Source organism: Streptomyces filamentosus (assembly GCF_014654895.1).
GTDB lineage: Bacteria > Actinomycetota > Actinomycetes > Streptomycetales > Streptomycetaceae > Streptomyces > Streptomyces filamentosus.
In genome coordinates this window covers 285,505-300,986 of record NZ_BNBE01000003.1, presented here as the reverse complement: position 1 = coordinate 300,986, position 15,482 = coordinate 285,505, and the positions used below count along the sequence as shown (strand labels likewise).

Annotated in this window: 12 protein-coding genes; 4 read left to right on the top strand and 8 right to left on the bottom strand. The window is 72.0% G+C overall.

The window, feature by feature from the left end; translation table 11 throughout:
• Nucleotides 1-40: 40 nt before the first annotated feature.
• The 3 genes from IE326_RS28795 to ctaC are packed head-to-tail and all read right to left on the bottom strand — an operon-like array spanning nt 41 to nt 3,131.
• Complete coding sequence (locus tag IE326_RS28795; protein WP_030758100.1) at nt 41-439, bottom strand: cytochrome c oxidase subunit 4; 399 nt, start codon at nt 437-439, stop codon at nt 41-43.
• On the bottom strand, nt 436-2,169 hold the full coding sequence (ctaD, locus tag IE326_RS28790; RefSeq protein ID WP_150227786.1) for an aa3-type cytochrome oxidase subunit I: 1,734 nt from the start codon (nt 2,167-2,169) through the stop codon (nt 436-438). Before ctaD ends, IE326_RS28795 begins: the two co-directional genes overlap by 4 nt.
• Nucleotides 2,166-3,131, bottom strand: coding sequence for an aa3-type cytochrome oxidase subunit II (gene ctaC / locus IE326_RS28785; protein WP_150227787.1), 966 nt, complete (start codon nt 3,129-3,131; stop codon nt 2,166-2,168). The genes ctaD and ctaC overlap by 4 nt, the downstream gene beginning before the upstream one ends.
• 357 nt (nt 3,132-3,488) lie before the next feature.
• Here ctaC and IE326_RS28780 point away from each other — a divergent pair, with 357 nt between their 5' ends.
• Nucleotides 3,489-4,901 (top strand): cysteine desulfurase/sulfurtransferase TusA family protein, encoded by a 1,413-nt coding sequence (locus tag IE326_RS28780; protein WP_190043736.1) that lies wholly within the window; start codon nt 3,489-3,491, stop codon nt 4,899-4,901.
• A 372-nt stretch (nt 4,902-5,273) separates the two neighbouring features.
• Here the strand turns inward: IE326_RS28780 and IE326_RS28775 are convergent, their stop codons facing one another.
• Nucleotides 5,274-6,248 carry a carbohydrate kinase family protein gene (locus IE326_RS28775; RefSeq protein WP_190043735.1) on the bottom strand — a complete coding sequence of 325 codons (975 nt, stop codon included), beginning with the start codon at nt 6,246-6,248 and terminating at the stop codon, nt 5,274-5,276.
• 131 nt (nt 6,249-6,379) lie between these two features.
• On the opposite strand from IE326_RS28775, the gene IE326_RS28770 reads away from it, so the two are divergent.
• Nucleotides 6,380-6,586, top strand: a complete 207-nt coding sequence (locus IE326_RS28770) for a hypothetical protein (protein WP_150227790.1) — start codon at nt 6,380-6,382, stop codon at nt 6,584-6,586.
• 67 nt (nt 6,587-6,653) lie between these two features.
• Nucleotides 6,654-8,135 carry a hypothetical protein gene (locus IE326_RS28765; protein ID WP_190043734.1) on the top strand — a complete coding sequence of 494 codons (1,482 nt, stop codon included), beginning with the start codon at nt 6,654-6,656 and terminating at the stop codon, nt 8,133-8,135.
• Between the two features lie 92 nt (nt 8,136-8,227).
• Here the strand turns inward: IE326_RS28765 and IE326_RS28760 are convergent, their stop codons facing one another.
• Nucleotides 8,228-8,584 (bottom strand): HesB/IscA family protein, encoded by a 357-nt coding sequence (locus IE326_RS28760; protein WP_030758092.1) that lies wholly within the window; start codon nt 8,582-8,584, stop codon nt 8,228-8,230.
• 248 nt (nt 8,585-8,832) lie between these two features.
• Here IE326_RS28760 and nadA point away from each other — a divergent pair, with 248 nt between their 5' ends.
• Nucleotides 8,833-10,014, top strand: a complete 1,182-nt coding sequence (gene nadA, locus IE326_RS28755; protein ID WP_190043733.1) for a quinolinate synthase NadA — start codon at nt 8,833-8,835, stop codon at nt 10,012-10,014.
• Nucleotides 10,015-10,115: 101 nt separating this feature from the next.
• On the opposite strand, the gene IE326_RS28750 is transcribed toward nadA, so the two are convergent.
• From IE326_RS28750 to IE326_RS28740, 3 genes are all read right to left on the bottom strand, one after another.
• The gene (locus IE326_RS28750) at nt 10,116-13,277 is read right to left on the bottom strand and encodes an efflux RND transporter permease subunit (protein WP_190043732.1); all 3,162 of its coding nucleotides are present in this window, start codon (nt 13,275-13,277) and stop codon (nt 10,116-10,118) included.
• 156 nt (nt 13,278-13,433) lie between these two features.
• Nucleotides 13,434-14,117, bottom strand: a complete 684-nt coding sequence (locus IE326_RS28745; RefSeq protein ID WP_190043731.1) for a response regulator — start codon at nt 14,115-14,117, stop codon at nt 13,434-13,436.
• A complete protein-coding gene (locus IE326_RS28740) occupies nt 14,114-15,364 on the bottom strand; it encodes a sensor histidine kinase (protein ID WP_229915725.1) in 1,251 nt (416 codons plus the stop codon). Before IE326_RS28740 ends, IE326_RS28745 begins: the two co-directional genes overlap by 4 nt.
• Nucleotides 15,365-15,482 lie beyond the last annotated feature (118 nt).

Below are 15,482 nucleotides of genomic sequence, written 5' to 3'. Positions count from 1 at the left end.
TACGAAGTGACCGGGCCCCTCGGGGTGTTGCGGGGTACTGCTACTGGTTCTGGTTCTCACCGCGGTAGAACTCGAAGACCCAGCCCCAGAGACCGACGAGGATCAGCGGGGCGGAGAAGTACATGATCCACCAGCCCATCGCGATCGAGAGGAACGCGAGGGCACCGCCGACGGCCAGCGACAGCGGCTGCCAGCTGTGCGGGGCGAAGAAGCCCAGCTCGCCGGCCTCGTCCGCGACGTCGGCCTCCTTGTCGTCCTGCGCCATCGCGTCGACCCGCTTGGCCGTGAAGGCCAGGTAGTAGCCGATCATGATGGAGAGGCCGAAGGCCAGGAAGAGCGCCGTCGTGCCGACCGGCTCCTTGCTCCAGACGCCGTACAGGATCGCCATGGCAAGGATGAAGACGCTCAGCCAGATGAACATCTTGCCCTGGATCTTCACTTGCCGGCCTCCTTGCTGCCCGTGAGGGCCTCGGCCTCGTGCGGCTTGTTCTCCAGCTGGTCGACCGCAGCGATCTCAGGGTGGTGCAGGTCGAACGCCGGGGATTCCGAACGGATCCGCGGCAGGGTGAGGAAGTTGTGCCGCGGCGGCGGGCAGGACGTCGCCCACTCGAGCGAACGGCCGTAGCCCCACGGGTCGTCGACCTCGACCTTCTTGCCGTACTTGGCGGTCTTCCAGACGTTGTACATGAACGGAAGCATCGACAGGCCGAGCAGGAAGGAGGAGATCGTCGAGATCGTGTTCAGCGCGGTGAAGCCGTCGGCGTCCAGGTAGTCCGCGTAACGACGCGGCATGCCCTCGGCACCGAGCCAGTGCTGCACCAGGAAGGTGCCGTGGAAGCCCACGAACAGCGTCCAGAACGTGATCTTGCCGAGGCGCTCGTCGAGCATCTTGCCGGTGAACTTCGGCCACCAGAAGTGGAAGCCGGAGAACATCGCGAAGACGACGGTGCCGAAGATGACGTAGTGGAAGTGCGCCACGACGAAGTACGAGTCGGAGACGTGGAAGTCCATCGGGGGCGAGGCCAGGATGACGCCGGTCAGACCACCGAAGGTGAAGGTGATCAGGAAGCCGACGGCCCACAGCATCGGGGTCTCGAAGGACAACGAGCCCTTCCACATCGTTCCGATCCAGTTGAAGAACTTCACGCCGGTCGGTACGGCGATGAGGAACGTCATGAAGGAGAAGAACGGGAGGAGCACGCCACCGGTGACGTACATGTGGTGCGCCCACACGGTCACGGACAGACCGGCGATCGCGATGGTCGCGGCCACCAGACCGATGTAGCCGAACATCGGCTTGCGGCTGAAGACCGGGATGACCTCGGAGATGATGCCGAAGAACGGCAGGGCGATGATGTACACCTCTGGGTGTCCGAAGAACCAGAAGAGGTGTTGCCAGAGCAGCGCTCCGCCGTTGGCCGCGTCGAAGACGTGGGCACCGAACTTGCGGTCCGCCTCCAGGGCGAACAGCGCGGCCGCCAGGACCGGGAAGGCGAGCAGGACCAGGACACCGGTCAGCAGCACGTTCCAGGTGAAGATCGGCATGCGGAACATCGTCATGCCCGGGGCGCGCATGCAGATGATCGTGGTGATGAAGTTGACCGAACCGAGGATCGTGCCGAAGCCGGAGAAGGCCAGACCCATGATCCACATGTCGGCGCCGACACCCGGCGAGCGGACGGCGTCCGACAGCGGGGAGTAGGCGAACCAGCCGAAGTCGGCCGCACCCTGCGGGGTGAGGAAGCCGGCCACCGCGATGATCGAGCCGAAGAGGTAGAGCCAGTAGGCGAACATGTTCAGCCGCGGGAACGCCACGTCGGGCGCGCCGATCTGCAGCGGCATGATCCAGTTCGCGAAACCGGCGAACAGCGGCGTCGCGAACATCAGCAGCATGATCGTGCCGTGCATCGTGAACGCCTGGTTGAACTGCTCGTTCGACATGATCTGCGTGCCCGGACGGGCCAGCTCGGCGCGCATGAAGAGCGCCATCAGGCCGCCGATGATGAAGAACACGAACGAGGTGACCAGGTACATCGTACCGATGGTCTTGTGGTCAGTGGTCGTCAGCCACTTCACCACCACATTGCCGGGCTGCTTGCGGCGGACGGGCACCTCGTTCTCGTACGAGTCCTCAGCCGCGGCACCCTTGGTTTCGTTGGGGATGCTCACAGTTGGTTCTTCTCCGCGTTCCTGGCCGGGTCCGTCTGCTCGATGCCGGACGGGATGTAGCCGGTCTGACCCTTCTCGGCCAGCTCCTTCAGGTGCGCCTGGTAGCGCTCCGGGGAGACCACCTTGACGTTGAAGAGCATCCGGGAGTGGTCGACACCGCACAGCTCGGCGCACTTGCCGAGGAAGGTGCCCTCACGGGTCGCGGTGACCTCGAAGGCGTTGGTGTGACCCGGGATGACGTCCTGCTTCATGAGGAAGGGGACCACCCAGAAGGAGTGGATGACGTCACGCGAGGTGAGGACGAAGCGGACCTTCTCGCCCTTCGGCAGCCACAGGGTCGGGCCCGGGTTGCCGGTCTGGGGGTTCCGGTCGCCGGGGATGCCGGCGTCGTAGACGCCGCCCGCGTTCTCCGGGAACTGTTCGATGAACTTGTCCGGGATCGACGCGAGGTTCTTGTCCTTCTTCGCGTCACCCTCGACGCCGGGGACGTCCTCGATGTAGTTGAAGCCCCAGCTCCACTGGTAGCCGACCACGTTGACCGTGTGGGCGGGCTTGTCCGAGAGGGCAAGGAGCTTCGACTCGTCGCGCGCGGTGAAGTAGAAGAGCACCGAGACGATGATGAGGGGGGTGACCGTGTACAGCGCCTCGATGGGCATGTTGTAGCGGGTCTGCGGAGGTACCTCGACCTTGGTCCTGCTGCGCCGGTGGAAGATGGTCGCCCACAGGATGAGGCCCCACACCAGGATGCCGGTGAGGAGTGCGGCGGCCCAGGAGCCCTGCCACAGGGAGAGGATCCGAGGCGCCTCTTCCGTGACGGGGGTGGGCATGCCAAGGCGGGGGAAGTCTTCCCAGTTGTACGAGCAGCCGGTGGCTGTCGCCAGGATCAGGCCCGCAGTCAGCACCTGCGGCAGCTTCCGCCGCATCGGGCGCCGCGACGAGCGGTCGGAGCCGTTGGGACTCACGTAGCGCCTTCCCGAGAGTCTCGGCCCGCGTTTGGTCGGCCACGGCCGTCCGTCTCGCTGGTCGGTCGCCGCCCCGGCCGCGGGCAGGGGTTTGGATGTTTATGCGGACCAAACCCTACTGGACGCTATTTGGGGTCGCGCGGGGAGGGTGCCCAACGCGCCGTCCGAGTCCCCGAAGGGGTGGACCCCGAGGTTCCGCAGGGGGGCCGGAAGCGTCCGTTCGGGGGTCTGGCGGCCCGCCGCGCCGCCCTCCTGACGCCGCCTCATCCCCGGCGGGCGGCGTCCGGAGGCCGGACTCCCCTCGCCGCCCGCGGGCCGCGCCGGAGCGGGCTCCGGCCGAGGCTCTACCGTGGGCGGATGCCGTACTTCGACGCCGCTTCCGCCGCTCCCCTGCATCCCGTCGCCCGCCAGGCGCTGCTCGCCGCCCTGGACGAGGGGTGGGCCGACCCGGCCCGGCTCCACCGGGAGGGCCGCCGGGCACGGCTGCTGCTCGACGCGGCGCGGGAGGCCGCGGCGGAGACGGTGGGCTGTCGCCCCGACGAACTCGTCTTCACTCCTTCGGGGACGCACGCGGTCCACTCGGGCGTGTCGGGGGCGCTCGCCGGGCGCCGGCGGGTGGGCGACCGGCTGGTCGTGTCGGCCGTCGAGCACTCCTCCGTCCTGCACGCGGGCGAGGCGCACGCGGCGGCCGGCGGGACGGTGACGGAGGTGCCCGTCGGGCGGACGGGTGCGGTGGACCCGGAGACCTTCGCGGCGGAGCTGCGCGGGCCGGACGGCGGGGCGGGGGCCGGTGCGGCGGGCTCCGGCGTGGCGCTGGCGTGCCTCCAGTCGGCCAACCACGAGGTGGGCACGGAGCAGCCGGTGGCCGAGGTGGCGGAGGCGTGCCGGGCCGCCGGGGTGCCGCTCCTCGTCGACGCGGCCCAGTCGCTGGGCTGGGGGCCGGTGCCGGGGGGCTGGTCGCTCCTCGCCGCGAGCGCGCACAAGTGGGGCGGGCCGGCGGGCGTCGGGTTCCTCGCGGTGCGCAAGGGCGTCCGGTTCGCCCCGCAAGGCCCCTCCGACGAACGGGAGTCGGGCCGCGCGCCCGGCTTCGAGAACCTGCCGGCCGTCGTCGCGGCGGCGGCCTCCCTGCGGGCGGTGCGGGCCGAGGCCGCGGCGGAGGGCGCGCGGCTGCGGGCCCTCGTCGACCGGATCAGGGCGCGGGTGCCGGAGCTGGTGCCGGACGTGGAGGTGGTCGGCGACCCGGTGCGGCGCCTCCCCCACCTCGTCACCTTCTCCTGTCTCTATGTCGACGGGGAGACGCTGCTGTCCGAACTGGACCGGGAGGGTTTCTCCGTTTCGTCCGGTTCGTCGTGCACGAGCTCGACGCTGACGCCCAGCCACGTGCTGCGGGCGATGGGCGTACTGAGCGAGGGCAACGTCCGCGTCTCGCTGCCCGCCGGCACCACGGAGGCCGACGTCGACCGCTTCCTCGCGGTGCTGCCCGGCGTCGTCTCGGGCGTGCGGGACCGGCTGGGCACGGGGGCGCCGGTGCCGGACGGCGGGGAGGACCTCGTGGTCGACGCGCTCGGGAAGCGGTGCCCGCTGCCCGTCATCGAGCTGGCGAAGGTCATCGGCACGGTGCGGGTCGGCGGGACCGTCACGGTCCTCGCCGACGACGAGGCGGCGCGGCTCGACATCCCCGCGTGGTGCGAGATGCGCGCCCAGGAGTACGTCGGCGCGACCCCGTCCCCCCGCGGCGGCCACGCCTACGTCGTACGCCGCCTGTCCTGACCCCCGGACCCGCCGCGGCGGGCGTTCCGCGAGGGGCGGTGCGGCGCCGCCGTTCCGTTGTGGGCAGTCGTTCCGCCGGGGCGGTGCCCACCCCTGGGCCCCGGGCCGCGCGGGTGCGGTGCCGCCGCCGTTCCGTTGTGGGCAATCGTTCCGCCGGGGCGGAACGGGTGGGCACGACGGAACGGCACCCCTCGCGGGTGCCTCCGCTTCCGGGCCTGGACCCGCACCCCAAGTGCGCCGCACACCGGGTGCGGGTCCAGGCCCGGAAAACCTCGGCCCGGCTACGGGCGCCGTCCCTGTGCCCACCCGTCCCGCCCTGCGGGACACCTGCCCACAGGGACGACGGGCGCAGCCCGTGCGGGGCCTGTGGGGTCAGGAGAGGTGGGTGCGGACCTCGGTGGCGGCTTCTTCGCCGTACGCCTTGGTGAAGCGGTCCATGAAGTTGGTGCGGCGCAGGGTGTACTCCTGCGTGCCGAGCGTCTCGATGACCAGGGTCGCCAGCATGCAGCCGACCTGCGCGGCCCGCTCCAGGCCGACGCCCCAGGAGAGCCCCGTGAGGAAGCCCGCGCGGAAGGCATCGCCGACGCCGGTGGGGTCGACCTTGGCCTCCTCCTCGGGGCAGGCGACCTCGATCGCCGGCTCGCCGGCCCGCTCGATGCGGACGCCGCGGGAGCCGAGCGTGGTGACGCGGTGGCCGACGCGGGACAGGATCTCCTCGTCGGTCCAGCCGGTCTTCGACTCGATGAGGCCCTTCTCGTACTCGTTGGAGAAGAGGTAGGTCGCCCCGTCGAGGAGGGTGCGGATCTCCTCGCCGTCCATGCGCGCGATCTGCTGCGAGAAGTCGGCGGCGAAGGGGATGGCGCGGGCCTTGCACTCCTCGGTGTGGCGGAGCATCGCCTCGGGGTCGTCGGCGCCGATGAGGACGAGGTCGAGCCCGCCGACGCGGTCGGCGACGGCCTTGAGCTCGATGAGGCGGGCCTCGCTCATGGCGCCGGTGTAGAAGGAGCCGATCTGGTTGTGGTCCTTGTCCGTGGTGCAGACGAAGCGCGCGGTGTGCAGGACCTCGGAGATGCGGACGGAGGCGGTGTCGACGCCGTGCCGGTCGAGCCAGGCGCGGTACTCGTCGAAGTCGTAGCCGGCCGCGCCGACGAGGATCGGGGCGCCGCCGAGCTGGCCCATGCCGAAGCAGATGTTGGGGCCGACGCCGCCGCGCCGGACGTCGAGGTTGTCCACGAGGAAGGAGAGGGACACCGTGTGGAGCTGGTCGGCCACGAGCTGGTCGGCGAACCGGCCGGGGAAGGTCATGAGGTGGTCGGTGGCGATGGAGCCGGTGACTGCGATACGCACGGCTGGGTGCTCCTGCGGGTGTAAGGGTGCTGACGATCCACGGTAGCCGCTGCCGGGGCCGCTGCCGAACAGTGGAAACTACCCCAGAGTAGGTCTTTTCTTCGGAGCCTCGTGGTGCATACGGTGCGCCCATGACCACGTACCCCGCTTCCCGCGAGCGACACGAGTCCGAACCGAGCCTCGCCGAGCTGCGCGGCGCCAGTGCCCGGATGGTCCCGCACTGGGTGACGCCGGCCGATCCGGCGCCCGCCCCGGTCTCCCCCGCCCTGATCCACGGGGTGGTCGTGCCGGACGCCTCGGCGCGGCTGATCGCCGCCACCGCCGAGTACGGCGGCTGACGGGACGGAACCGACCGCGCCGCCGCCCCGTCCCACCGGTGTCCGATCGACACGAGGGAGCGTTGCGGTGAGCGGTGCGGAGGCGGAGAGCGGACGCGGACGGCGGACCGTGCTCGTCGCCACGGTGGCGGCGGGTGTGCTGCTGGCCGGTGGCGGAGGCTGGTACCTGACCGCCTCCGGGGACGGTGGGGGCGGGGGCGCCGCGGCGCCCCGGGCCGCGGGCGCGCCCGCGCCGCCGCCCCTGCGGCTCGGCGGCGGGGACGGCGCGAGCGGCGGTACGGGCCCGGGCGCGGGGATCGCGCCGGGCGAGCCGGACCCGGGCGGCGGCCCGAACGGGACGGTCTACAGAGCCGAGGGCCCACTCCCCCAAGGGCCTTCGTCGGCCGCGGTCCACCGGCCGGAGGGCCTGGTCACCTCGGAGGAGGTGGCCAGGCTCGCGGGGGCCCTGGGGATGACGGGGCGGCCCGCGCTGGTCGGGGACGTGTGGACGATCCGCCCGGAGAAGGACGGCCAGGGGCCGCGGCTCGACGTGGCCCGGCAGGCCCCGGGGAGCTGGACGTACTCCTGGTACGACGGTGGTCCGGCCGGGGACGCCTGTCTGAAGGGCAGGGCGTGTCCGCCGCCGGGCGAGGCAAAGCCGCCGGCCGGCGGTTCGCCGGTGGGCGAGGCCGCGGCGCGGGCGGCGGCGGCCCCGGTCCTGAAGGCGCTGGGGCAGGACGACGCGAAGGTGTCGGCGCGTCAGGTCATGAACGGTTCGGTGCGGGTGGTGAACGCCGATCCGGTGGTCGGCGGGCTGCCCACGTACGGCTGGTCGACGGGGCTGCACATCGGTCCGGACGGACGGCCGGTGGCGGGCAGCGGGACGCTGAAGGAGCCGCCCTCGGCCGGGACGTACCCCGTGGTCACGGCGGAGCGGGCGCTCGCGCGGCTGAACGAGGAGTCGAGGGGGACCGGCCCGGTCGGGATCGGCGGCTGCGCCACGGACCCGCCGGCCGGGGAGCCGCGGGCGGACGGCGGGGCCGGGAAGGACGCGCCCTGCCAGACGGTCGTGGACATGGCGCCGCCCCGGGAGGTGCCGGTGACGGGCGCGGTGTTCGGGCTCGCGGCGACGGACGCGGCGGACGGCCGGGTGCTCGTCCCGGCGTGGCTCTTCACGGCCGATCCGGCGGACTCGGCGCCGTACACGGTGACCTCGACGGCGGTGGCGCCGGAGTACCTGGTGCCGCCCTCGAAGCCGTCCCCGCGGCCCGAGCCGAGCACGCCGGACCAGGGCGCGGCGCCGGTGCGGCGGATCGAGTCGTACGCGGTCGGGGGCGACGGGCGGACCCTGTCGGTGACCTTCTGGGGCGGGGTGTGCAGCACCTACGCGGCGCGCGTCGAGGAGGACCCGCGGCAGGTGCGGGTGACGATCGACGAGAAGCCGCTGGATCCCGACCGGGCGTGCGTCCTGGTGGCGAAGGAGGTCACCGTGGAGGTGCGGACGGCGGCGCCGCTGGGCGACCGGCCGGTGGTGGACGCGGCGAGCGGCGAGGCCGTGCCCCGGCGGTAGCGGGCGGGCGGAAGGGCCGCGGGCGTGCGGAAGGGCGGCGGTCCGGGAGGTCGGTCTCCCGGGCCACCGCCCTTGTCGTGGTCCCGCAGCGTCTAGCTGAAGGAGTCGCCGCAGGCGCAGGAGCCCGTGGCGTTCGGGTTGTCGATCGTGAAGCCCTGCTTCTCGATGGTGTCGACGAAGTCGATGGAGGCGCCGCCGAGGTACGGGGCGCTCATGCGGTCGGTGACGACCTTGACGCCGTCGAAGTCCTTCACGACGTCGCCGTCGAGCGAACGCTCGTCGAAGAACAGCTGGTAGCGAAGGCCGGAGCAGCCACCGGGCTGGACGGCGACACGCAGAGCCAGGTCGTCACGGCCTTCCTGGTCGAGCAGAGCCTTGACCTTGGCCGCGGCGGCGTCGCTCAGAAGGATGCCGTCGGTGACGGTGCTGGTCTCGTCCGATACGGACATCTACATCTCTCCCGGGTTGTACGGAGACTGCTTGCCGACGGTTGCAACCGGCGGCGTCCCGGATTCATTCCGGGGCGAGTGGGTTTTCCCTCCTTCATGCTCGCACACCCGGGCTTCCGGCGCGGAGGGCGAATTCGTCACATCGACACTATGGGCATCGTCAGGATGACGCGAAGGGGTTATGATAGATAGCGTCATTTAGACGAAAAGGTTTCCCGCAAAGGTTCCCCGAAGAAAGGGTGCGTGACGTGACCACCGCCCAGACCCCCCTGGACGTCCAGCCGACGCCGCTCGCCCTGCTGCTGCTCGGCCGCGAGGCCGACCCCAAGAGCGAGCGCGGCGTGGAGTGCCCCGGCGATCTGCCGTCGCCCTCCGACCCCGACCTGGTGGAGCGCGCCCGCGCGGCCAAGGAGAAGCTCGGGGACAAGGTCTTCGTCCTCGGCCACCACTACCAGCGGGACGAGGTCATCCAGTTCGCCGACGTCACCGGCGACTCCTTCAAGCTCGCCCGTGACGCGGCGGCCAAGCCGGAGGCGGAGTACATCGTCTTCTGCGGCGTGCACTTCATGGCGGAGTCGGCCGACATCCTGACCGGCGACGACCAGAAGGTCGTGCTGCCGGACCTGGCGGCCGGCTGCTCGATGGCCGACATGGCCACCGCCGAGCAGGTCGCCGAGTGCTGGGACGTCCTCACCGAGGCCGGGATCGCGGACGTCACCGTGCCCGTCTCGTACATGAACTCCTCGGCCGACATCAAGGCCTTCACCGGCAGGCACGGGGGCACGATCTGCACCTCGTCCAACGCGAAGAAGGCCCTGGACTGGGCCTTCGAGCAGGGGGAGAAGGTCCTCTTCCTGCCGGACCAGCACCTGGGCCGGAACACCGCCGTCCGCGACATGGGCATGTCCCTGGACGACTGCGTGGTCTACAACCCGCACAAGCCGAACGGCGGGCTGACCGCCGAGCAGCTGCGCGCCGCGAAGATGATCCTGTGGCGGGGTCACTGCTCGGTGCACGGCCGCTTCTCCCTGGAGTCGGTCGAGGACGTGCGCGCCCGGATCCCCGGCGTGAACGTGCTGGTCCACCCCGAGTGCAAGCACGAGGTCGTCGCCGCCGCGGACCACGTGGGCTCGACGGAGTACATCATCAACACCCTGGAGGCGGCCCCGGCCGGCTCGAAGTGGGCGATCGGCACCGAGCTGAACCTGGTCCGCCGCCTGGCGAACCGTTACGCCGACCAGGGCAAGGAGATCGTCTTCCTCGACAAGACGGTCTGCTTCTGCTCGACCATGAACCGGATCGACCTGCCGCACCTGGTGTGGACGCTGGAGTCGCTGGCCGAGGGCAACCTCGTCAACCGGATCGAGGTCGACAAGGAGACCGAGAAGTTCGCGAAGCTGGCGCTGGAGCGGATGCTGGCGCTGCCGTAACGGTTCTGCCGTCGCGGGTTCTCCCGTAGCGGTCCTCCGTACGCCGGAAGGGGCGCCCCCCGCGATCGTGGGGGGCGCCCCTTCCGTCTGCCGTGCGGGGACTAGTCCAGGGCGTCCAGCAGGGTGGCGTCGAGCGGGCTGACGTCCGGCTGCTCCGGGAGCACCACCGGGTCGCCGTCCTTCTTCCCCGCCTTCTTCGCGCCCTTCTTCGCCGCCTTCTTCTTCGCGCGGCGCTCCTTGCGGAGCTCCACCATCGCGTAGAGCGTCGGGACGAGGAGCAGGGTCAGCAGGGTCGAGCTGATCAGGCCGCCGATCACCACCACGGCGAGCGGCTGGGCGATGAAGCCGCCCTCGCCGGTGATGCCGAGGGCCATCGGCATCAGGGCGAAGATCGTCGCCAGGGCGGTCATCAGGATCGGGCGGAGCCGGTGCCGGCCGCCCTCGACGACCGCTTCGACGACGCCGTGCCCCTGGGCCCGGTACTGGTTGATCAGGTCGATCAGGACGATCGCGTTGGTGACGACGATGCCGATGAGCATCAGCATGCCGATCATCGCCGGGACGCCCATCGGGGTGCCGGTGACGACGAGCAGGCCGAGGGCGCCGGTGGCCGCGAACGGGATGGAGACCAGCAGGATCAGCGGCTGGACCAGCGAGCGGAAGGTCGCGACCAGCAGCAGGAAGACGATCGCCACGGCGGCGAGCATCGCCAGGAAGAGGTTGACGAAGGCCTCGTTCTGGTCCTCGGAGACGCCGCCGACGGAGGCGGAGGCGCCCTCCGGCAGGTCCAGGGAGTCGATCTTCGTCTGGAGGGCGGCGCCCACCGCGCCGGTGTTGTCCGTGGTCGGCTTGGCGGTGACGGTCGCCGCGCGGGCGCCGTCGATCCGGGTCATGGAGACCGGGCCGGGGACGAGTTCGACGGTGGCGACGTCACCGAGCCTCACCGGGCCGAGCGGCAGCGCCTTCAGCTGGGCGAGGGTGGTGGCGGGGGCCGCCGAGGTGATGAGGATGTCCCGCTCGGTGTCGTCCAGGGTGGCCCGGCCGGCGGGGATGCCGCGGACGGCCTGGGCGACGACCATGCCGAGGGTGGTGTCGTCGAAGCCGGCGTCGGCCGCCTTCGCGTTGGCCTTCACGGAGATCCGCGGGACCGACTGGGACAGGTCGCTCTGGACGTCGGTGACGTCCTCCAGCTCCGCGACCGCCTTCTGGACCTGCTCGGACGCCTTCTGGAGCAGCTCGCGGTCGCCGGCCTTCACCACGACGCTCAGGTCCTGGCTGCCGAAGCCCTCGCCGGCCGCGATCGAGGTGTCGCCGACGCCGTCCAGCCGGCCGAGGGCCGTCTCGATGGCGTCGCGGGTCTTCTCGTACGAGGCGGACTCCTCCAGGGTGACCTGGAAGGACGCCTGGTTGGCGCCGGTGCCGCCGCCGAAGGCCGCCATGAAGCCGGAGGAGCCGACGGTGACCTGGTAGTCCTTGACGCCCTCGGTGTCCGCGAGGACCTCCTCGATCTTCTTCGCGGCCGCGTCGGAGGCCTCCAGGGCGGTGCCGGGCGCCAGCTTCTGCTTGACCGTCAGGACCTGCTGCTCGCCCTGGTCGAAGAAGTTGGTCTTCATCAGCGGCGCCATGCCGAAGGTGCCGACCAGCACCACGAGGGCGATGGCCACGCTGGTGAGGCGGCGGCGGGTGGCGAAGCGGAGCACCGGCACGTACGCGCGCTGGAGGCGGCTCCTCGCCTCCTTCTCCTCGGCGAGCCTGCGGGCCTCCTCCGGGTTCTCCGCGGTGCCCTTGGGGGCGCGGAGGAACCAGTACGAGAGCACCGGCACGACCGTCAGGGAGACGAGCAGCGAGGCCAGCAGGGCGGCCGTCACGGTGAGGCTGAAGGAGCCGAACAGCTCGCCGACCATGCCGCCGACCAGGCCGATCGGCAGGAAGACGGCGACCGTGGTGAGGGTGGAGGAGGTGACCGCGCCGGCCACCTCCTTCACGGCCGTGATGATCGCGGACTGGCGGTCCTCGCCGTAGCCGAGGTGGCGCTTGATGTTCTCCAGGACCACGATCGAGTCGTCGACGACCCGGCCGATGGCGATGGTGAGCGCGCCGAGGGTCAGCACGTTGAGGGAGAGGTCGCGGGTCCACAGCACGATCAGGGCGAGGACGACCGAGAGCGGGATGGAGACCGCGGTGACCAGGGTCGAGCGGATCGAGGCGAGGAAGACCAGGATCACCAGGACGGCCATGACGAGGCCGAGGGCGCCCTCGGTGGTGAGGCCGGAGATCGACTTGGCGACGGCCGGGCCCTGGTCGGAGACGACGGTCAGCTCGGCGCCCGCGCCCAGCTGCTCGCGCAGCCCGGGCAGCTTGTCCTCGACGGCCTCGGAGATGGCGACGGCGCTGCCGTCCTTGTCCATGGTGGCCAGGACGGCGAGGCTGGGCCTGCCGTTGGTGCGGGTCAGGGAGACCCGGGTGGACTCCTCCTGCTCCACGGTGGCGACGTCGGCCAGCCGGACCGCCTTGCCCTTGGCGGGCTTGATGCGGAGGTCCTGGATCTGCTGGAGCGAGGTGTAGCCGCCGCCCACCTGGACCGTGCGGCTCTTGCCGGCCTCGGCGAAGGAGCCGGCGGGCAGGGTGGCACCGCCGTTCTGGAGGGCCTGGGAGAGGTTCACGGTGGTCAGGCCGGCCGCGGCGAGCTTGCGCTCGTCGGGGGTGACGGAGACCTGGAGGTCCTGGACGCCGTCCACGGTGACCTGGCCGACGCCGTCGATGTCCTCCAGGGCGGGGACGACGGTGCGCTCCAGGCGGTCGGCGAGGGCCTGCTGGTCCTGGCCGGAGGTGGCGGCGAGGACGACGGTCGGGATGTCGTCGGTGGAACCGGCCACGACCTGCGGGTCGACCGACTCGGGCAGCAGCGCCCGGGCGCGGTTGACGGCCTGCTGGACGTCGGCGACGAGCTGCTTGGTCGACTCGTCGCCGTAGTCGAAGGAGGCCATGATGACGGCGCTGCCCTCGGAGGCGGTGGACGTGACGCCCTTGATGCCGTCGACGGCCTTGAGGTTGTTCTCCAGCGGCTCGACGACCTGCTTCTCGACCACGTCGGGCGAGGCGCCCTGGTACGGGGCGATGATCGAGACCATCGGGAGCTCGATCGACGGGAACAGCTGCTGCTTCAGCTGGGGGACGGCGATCAGTCCGAAGACGAGGACGATGAGGGACGTCAGTCCGATCAGCGCCCGTTGCGCGAGGCTGAATCTGGACAGCCAGGACATGGGGACTCTCTTCTGTGGCGTACGCGTCGGCAGGCGGCGGGCAGCCAGGAGCGCCCCCGGCCCCAGGATCGGCCACCGGGGGGCCCGCCCGCGTCGGCCCCGGGGCGGGTATGCCCCGGGGCGCGTACCGCGTCCGCAGTACGCCGCCGGGCGGGGTCACTCCCCCCTCGGGCGTACCAGTCCCGTCTCGTAGGCGGTGACCACCAGCTGGGCGCGGTCGCGGGCGCCGAGCTTGGCCATGGCGCGGTTGACGTGGGTCTTCACGGTGAGCGGGCTGACGTCGAGCCGGTCGGCGATCTCGTCGTTGGAGAGGCCGCCGCCGACGAGGACGAGGACCTCGCGCTCGCGGGCGGTCAGCGCGGCGAGCCGTCCGGCGTCCACCCGGGCCGCGGTGGGCGGGCCTGCGGCGCTCTGGGCGAGGAAGGTGGCGATCAGGCCCTTGGTGGCGGCCGGGGAGAGCAGGGCCTCGCCGGCGTGGGCGACCCGGATCGCGCCGAGCAGCTCCTCCGGTTCGGCGCCCTTGCCGAGGAAGCCGGAGGCCCCGGCGCGCAGCGACTGGACCACGTACTCGTCGATCTCGAAGGTGGTGAGCATGACGATCCGGACGCCGGCGAGCTCCGGGTCGGCGGTGATCGCGCGGGTCGCGGCGAGGCCGTCGGTGCCGGGCATCCGGATGTCCATGAGGACGACGTCGGGCCGCTCGGTGCGGGCGAGGGCGGCGGCCTGGGCGCCGTCGGCGGCCTCGCCGACCACCTCCATGTCGGGCTCGGAGTCGACCAGCACCCGGAAGGCGCTGCGCAGCAGGGCCTGGTCGTCGGCGAGCAGCACCCGGATCGTCATCTGTCCTCCCCCGCCTCCCGGGTCGTCCCGGGGGTCACCGGCAGTATCGCCTGCACCCGGAAGCCGCCGCCGTAGCGGGGTGCGGTGGTGAGGGAGCCGCCGAGGGCGGTGACCCGCTCGCGCATGCCGAGCAGGCCGTGGCCGCCGGAGGGCTCGGCGGCCGGCCCGGCGGACGGGGCGCCGTCGTCGAGGACGGTGACCTCGACCGTACGGCCCACGAGGACGACGCTGACCTCGGCGCGGGCGTCCGGTCCCGCGTGCTTGCGGACGTTGGTCAGGGCCTCCTGGACGATCCGGTACGCGGCGAGGTCGACGGCCGCCGGGAGCGGCCGGCCGCCGTCGGTGCGGGCCAGCGAGACGGGCAGTCCGGCCTTGCGGAAGCTGTCGAGGAGCCCGTCGAGGACGGCGAGGCCCGGGGCGGGCTCGGTGGGGGCCTCCGGGTCGCCGGACTGGCGGAGCAGGCCGACGGTGGCGCGGAGCTCGTCGAGGGCGGAGCGGCCGGCCTCCCGGACGTGGGCCAGGGCCTCCTTCGCCTGGTCGGGGCGGCGGTCCATGACGTGGGCGGCCACCCCGGCCTGCACGTTGACCAGGGCGATGTGGTGGGCGACGACGTCGTGGAGGTCCCGGGCGATGCGCAGCCGCTCCTCCGCGACCCGGCGGCGGGCCTCCTCCTCGCGGGTGCGTTCGGCGCGCTCGGCCCGCTCCCGTATGGCGTCGACGAAGGCGCGGCGGCTGCGGACCGCGTCGCCCGCGGCGGCCGCCATGCCGGTCCAGGCGAAGACGCCGAGGTTCTCCTGGGCGTACCAGGGGGTGGGGCCGAAGGCCATGGCGGCGACGGCGAGGGTGGTCATGGTGGCGAGGCCGACCCGCCAGGTGGTGGGGCGGTCGGTGCGGGAGGCGACCGTGTAGAGGGCGATGACGGCGCCGATGGCGACGGGGGCGGGCCGGGTCTCGCCCAGCAGCTCGATCAGGGCGAGCGCGGAGACGAACGCGAGGACCGCGAAGGGCCTGCGGCGGCGGAGGACCAGGGCCACGGCGGAGACGGTCATCATCCCGACCCCGAGGAGGGTGGGGGCGCGGTCGCCGAAGGTGGGACCGGTGGCGCTGCCGTGGGGGTCGGTGAAGGAGGCGGCGATCATCGCGACGAGCGCGCCCGCGGCGAGGAGGGCGTCGAAGGCGAGGGGGTGCTCGCGGAAGCGTGCGCACAGCGGTGCCGCGAAGCCTGGTCCGGTTCCTGTGCTGGTCACCCGGAAACGGTACGGGGTGCGGCGGGGGCCGGGGAACGGCGCGGGGTCCGGGGTGCGGCCGGGGAACGCCGCGGGTCACGGAGGCGGCCGGGGAACGGCACGGGGCCCGGGGTGCGGC

What these genes read in the sequence shown, in the direction of transcription:
- IE326_RS28780 (WP_190043736.1), top strand. Translation starts at nt 3,489, where the DNA reads ATGCCGTACTTCGACGCCGCTTCCGCCGCTCCCCTGCATCCCGTCGCC.
- IE326_RS28745 (WP_190043731.1), bottom strand. Translation starts at nt 14,117, where the DNA reads ATGACGATCCGGGTGCTGCTCGCCGACGACCAGGCCCTGCTGCGCAGC.
- IE326_RS28760 (WP_030758092.1), bottom strand. Translation starts at nt 8,584, where the DNA reads ATGTCCGTATCGGACGAGACCAGCACCGTCACCGACGGCATCCTTCTG.
- IE326_RS28750 (WP_190043732.1), bottom strand. Translation starts at nt 13,277, where the DNA reads ATGTCCTGGCTGTCCAGATTCAGCCTCGCGCAACGGGCGCTGATCGGA.
- IE326_RS28770 (WP_150227790.1), top strand. Translation starts at nt 6,380, where the DNA reads ATGACCACGTACCCCGCTTCCCGCGAGCGACACGAGTCCGAACCGAGC.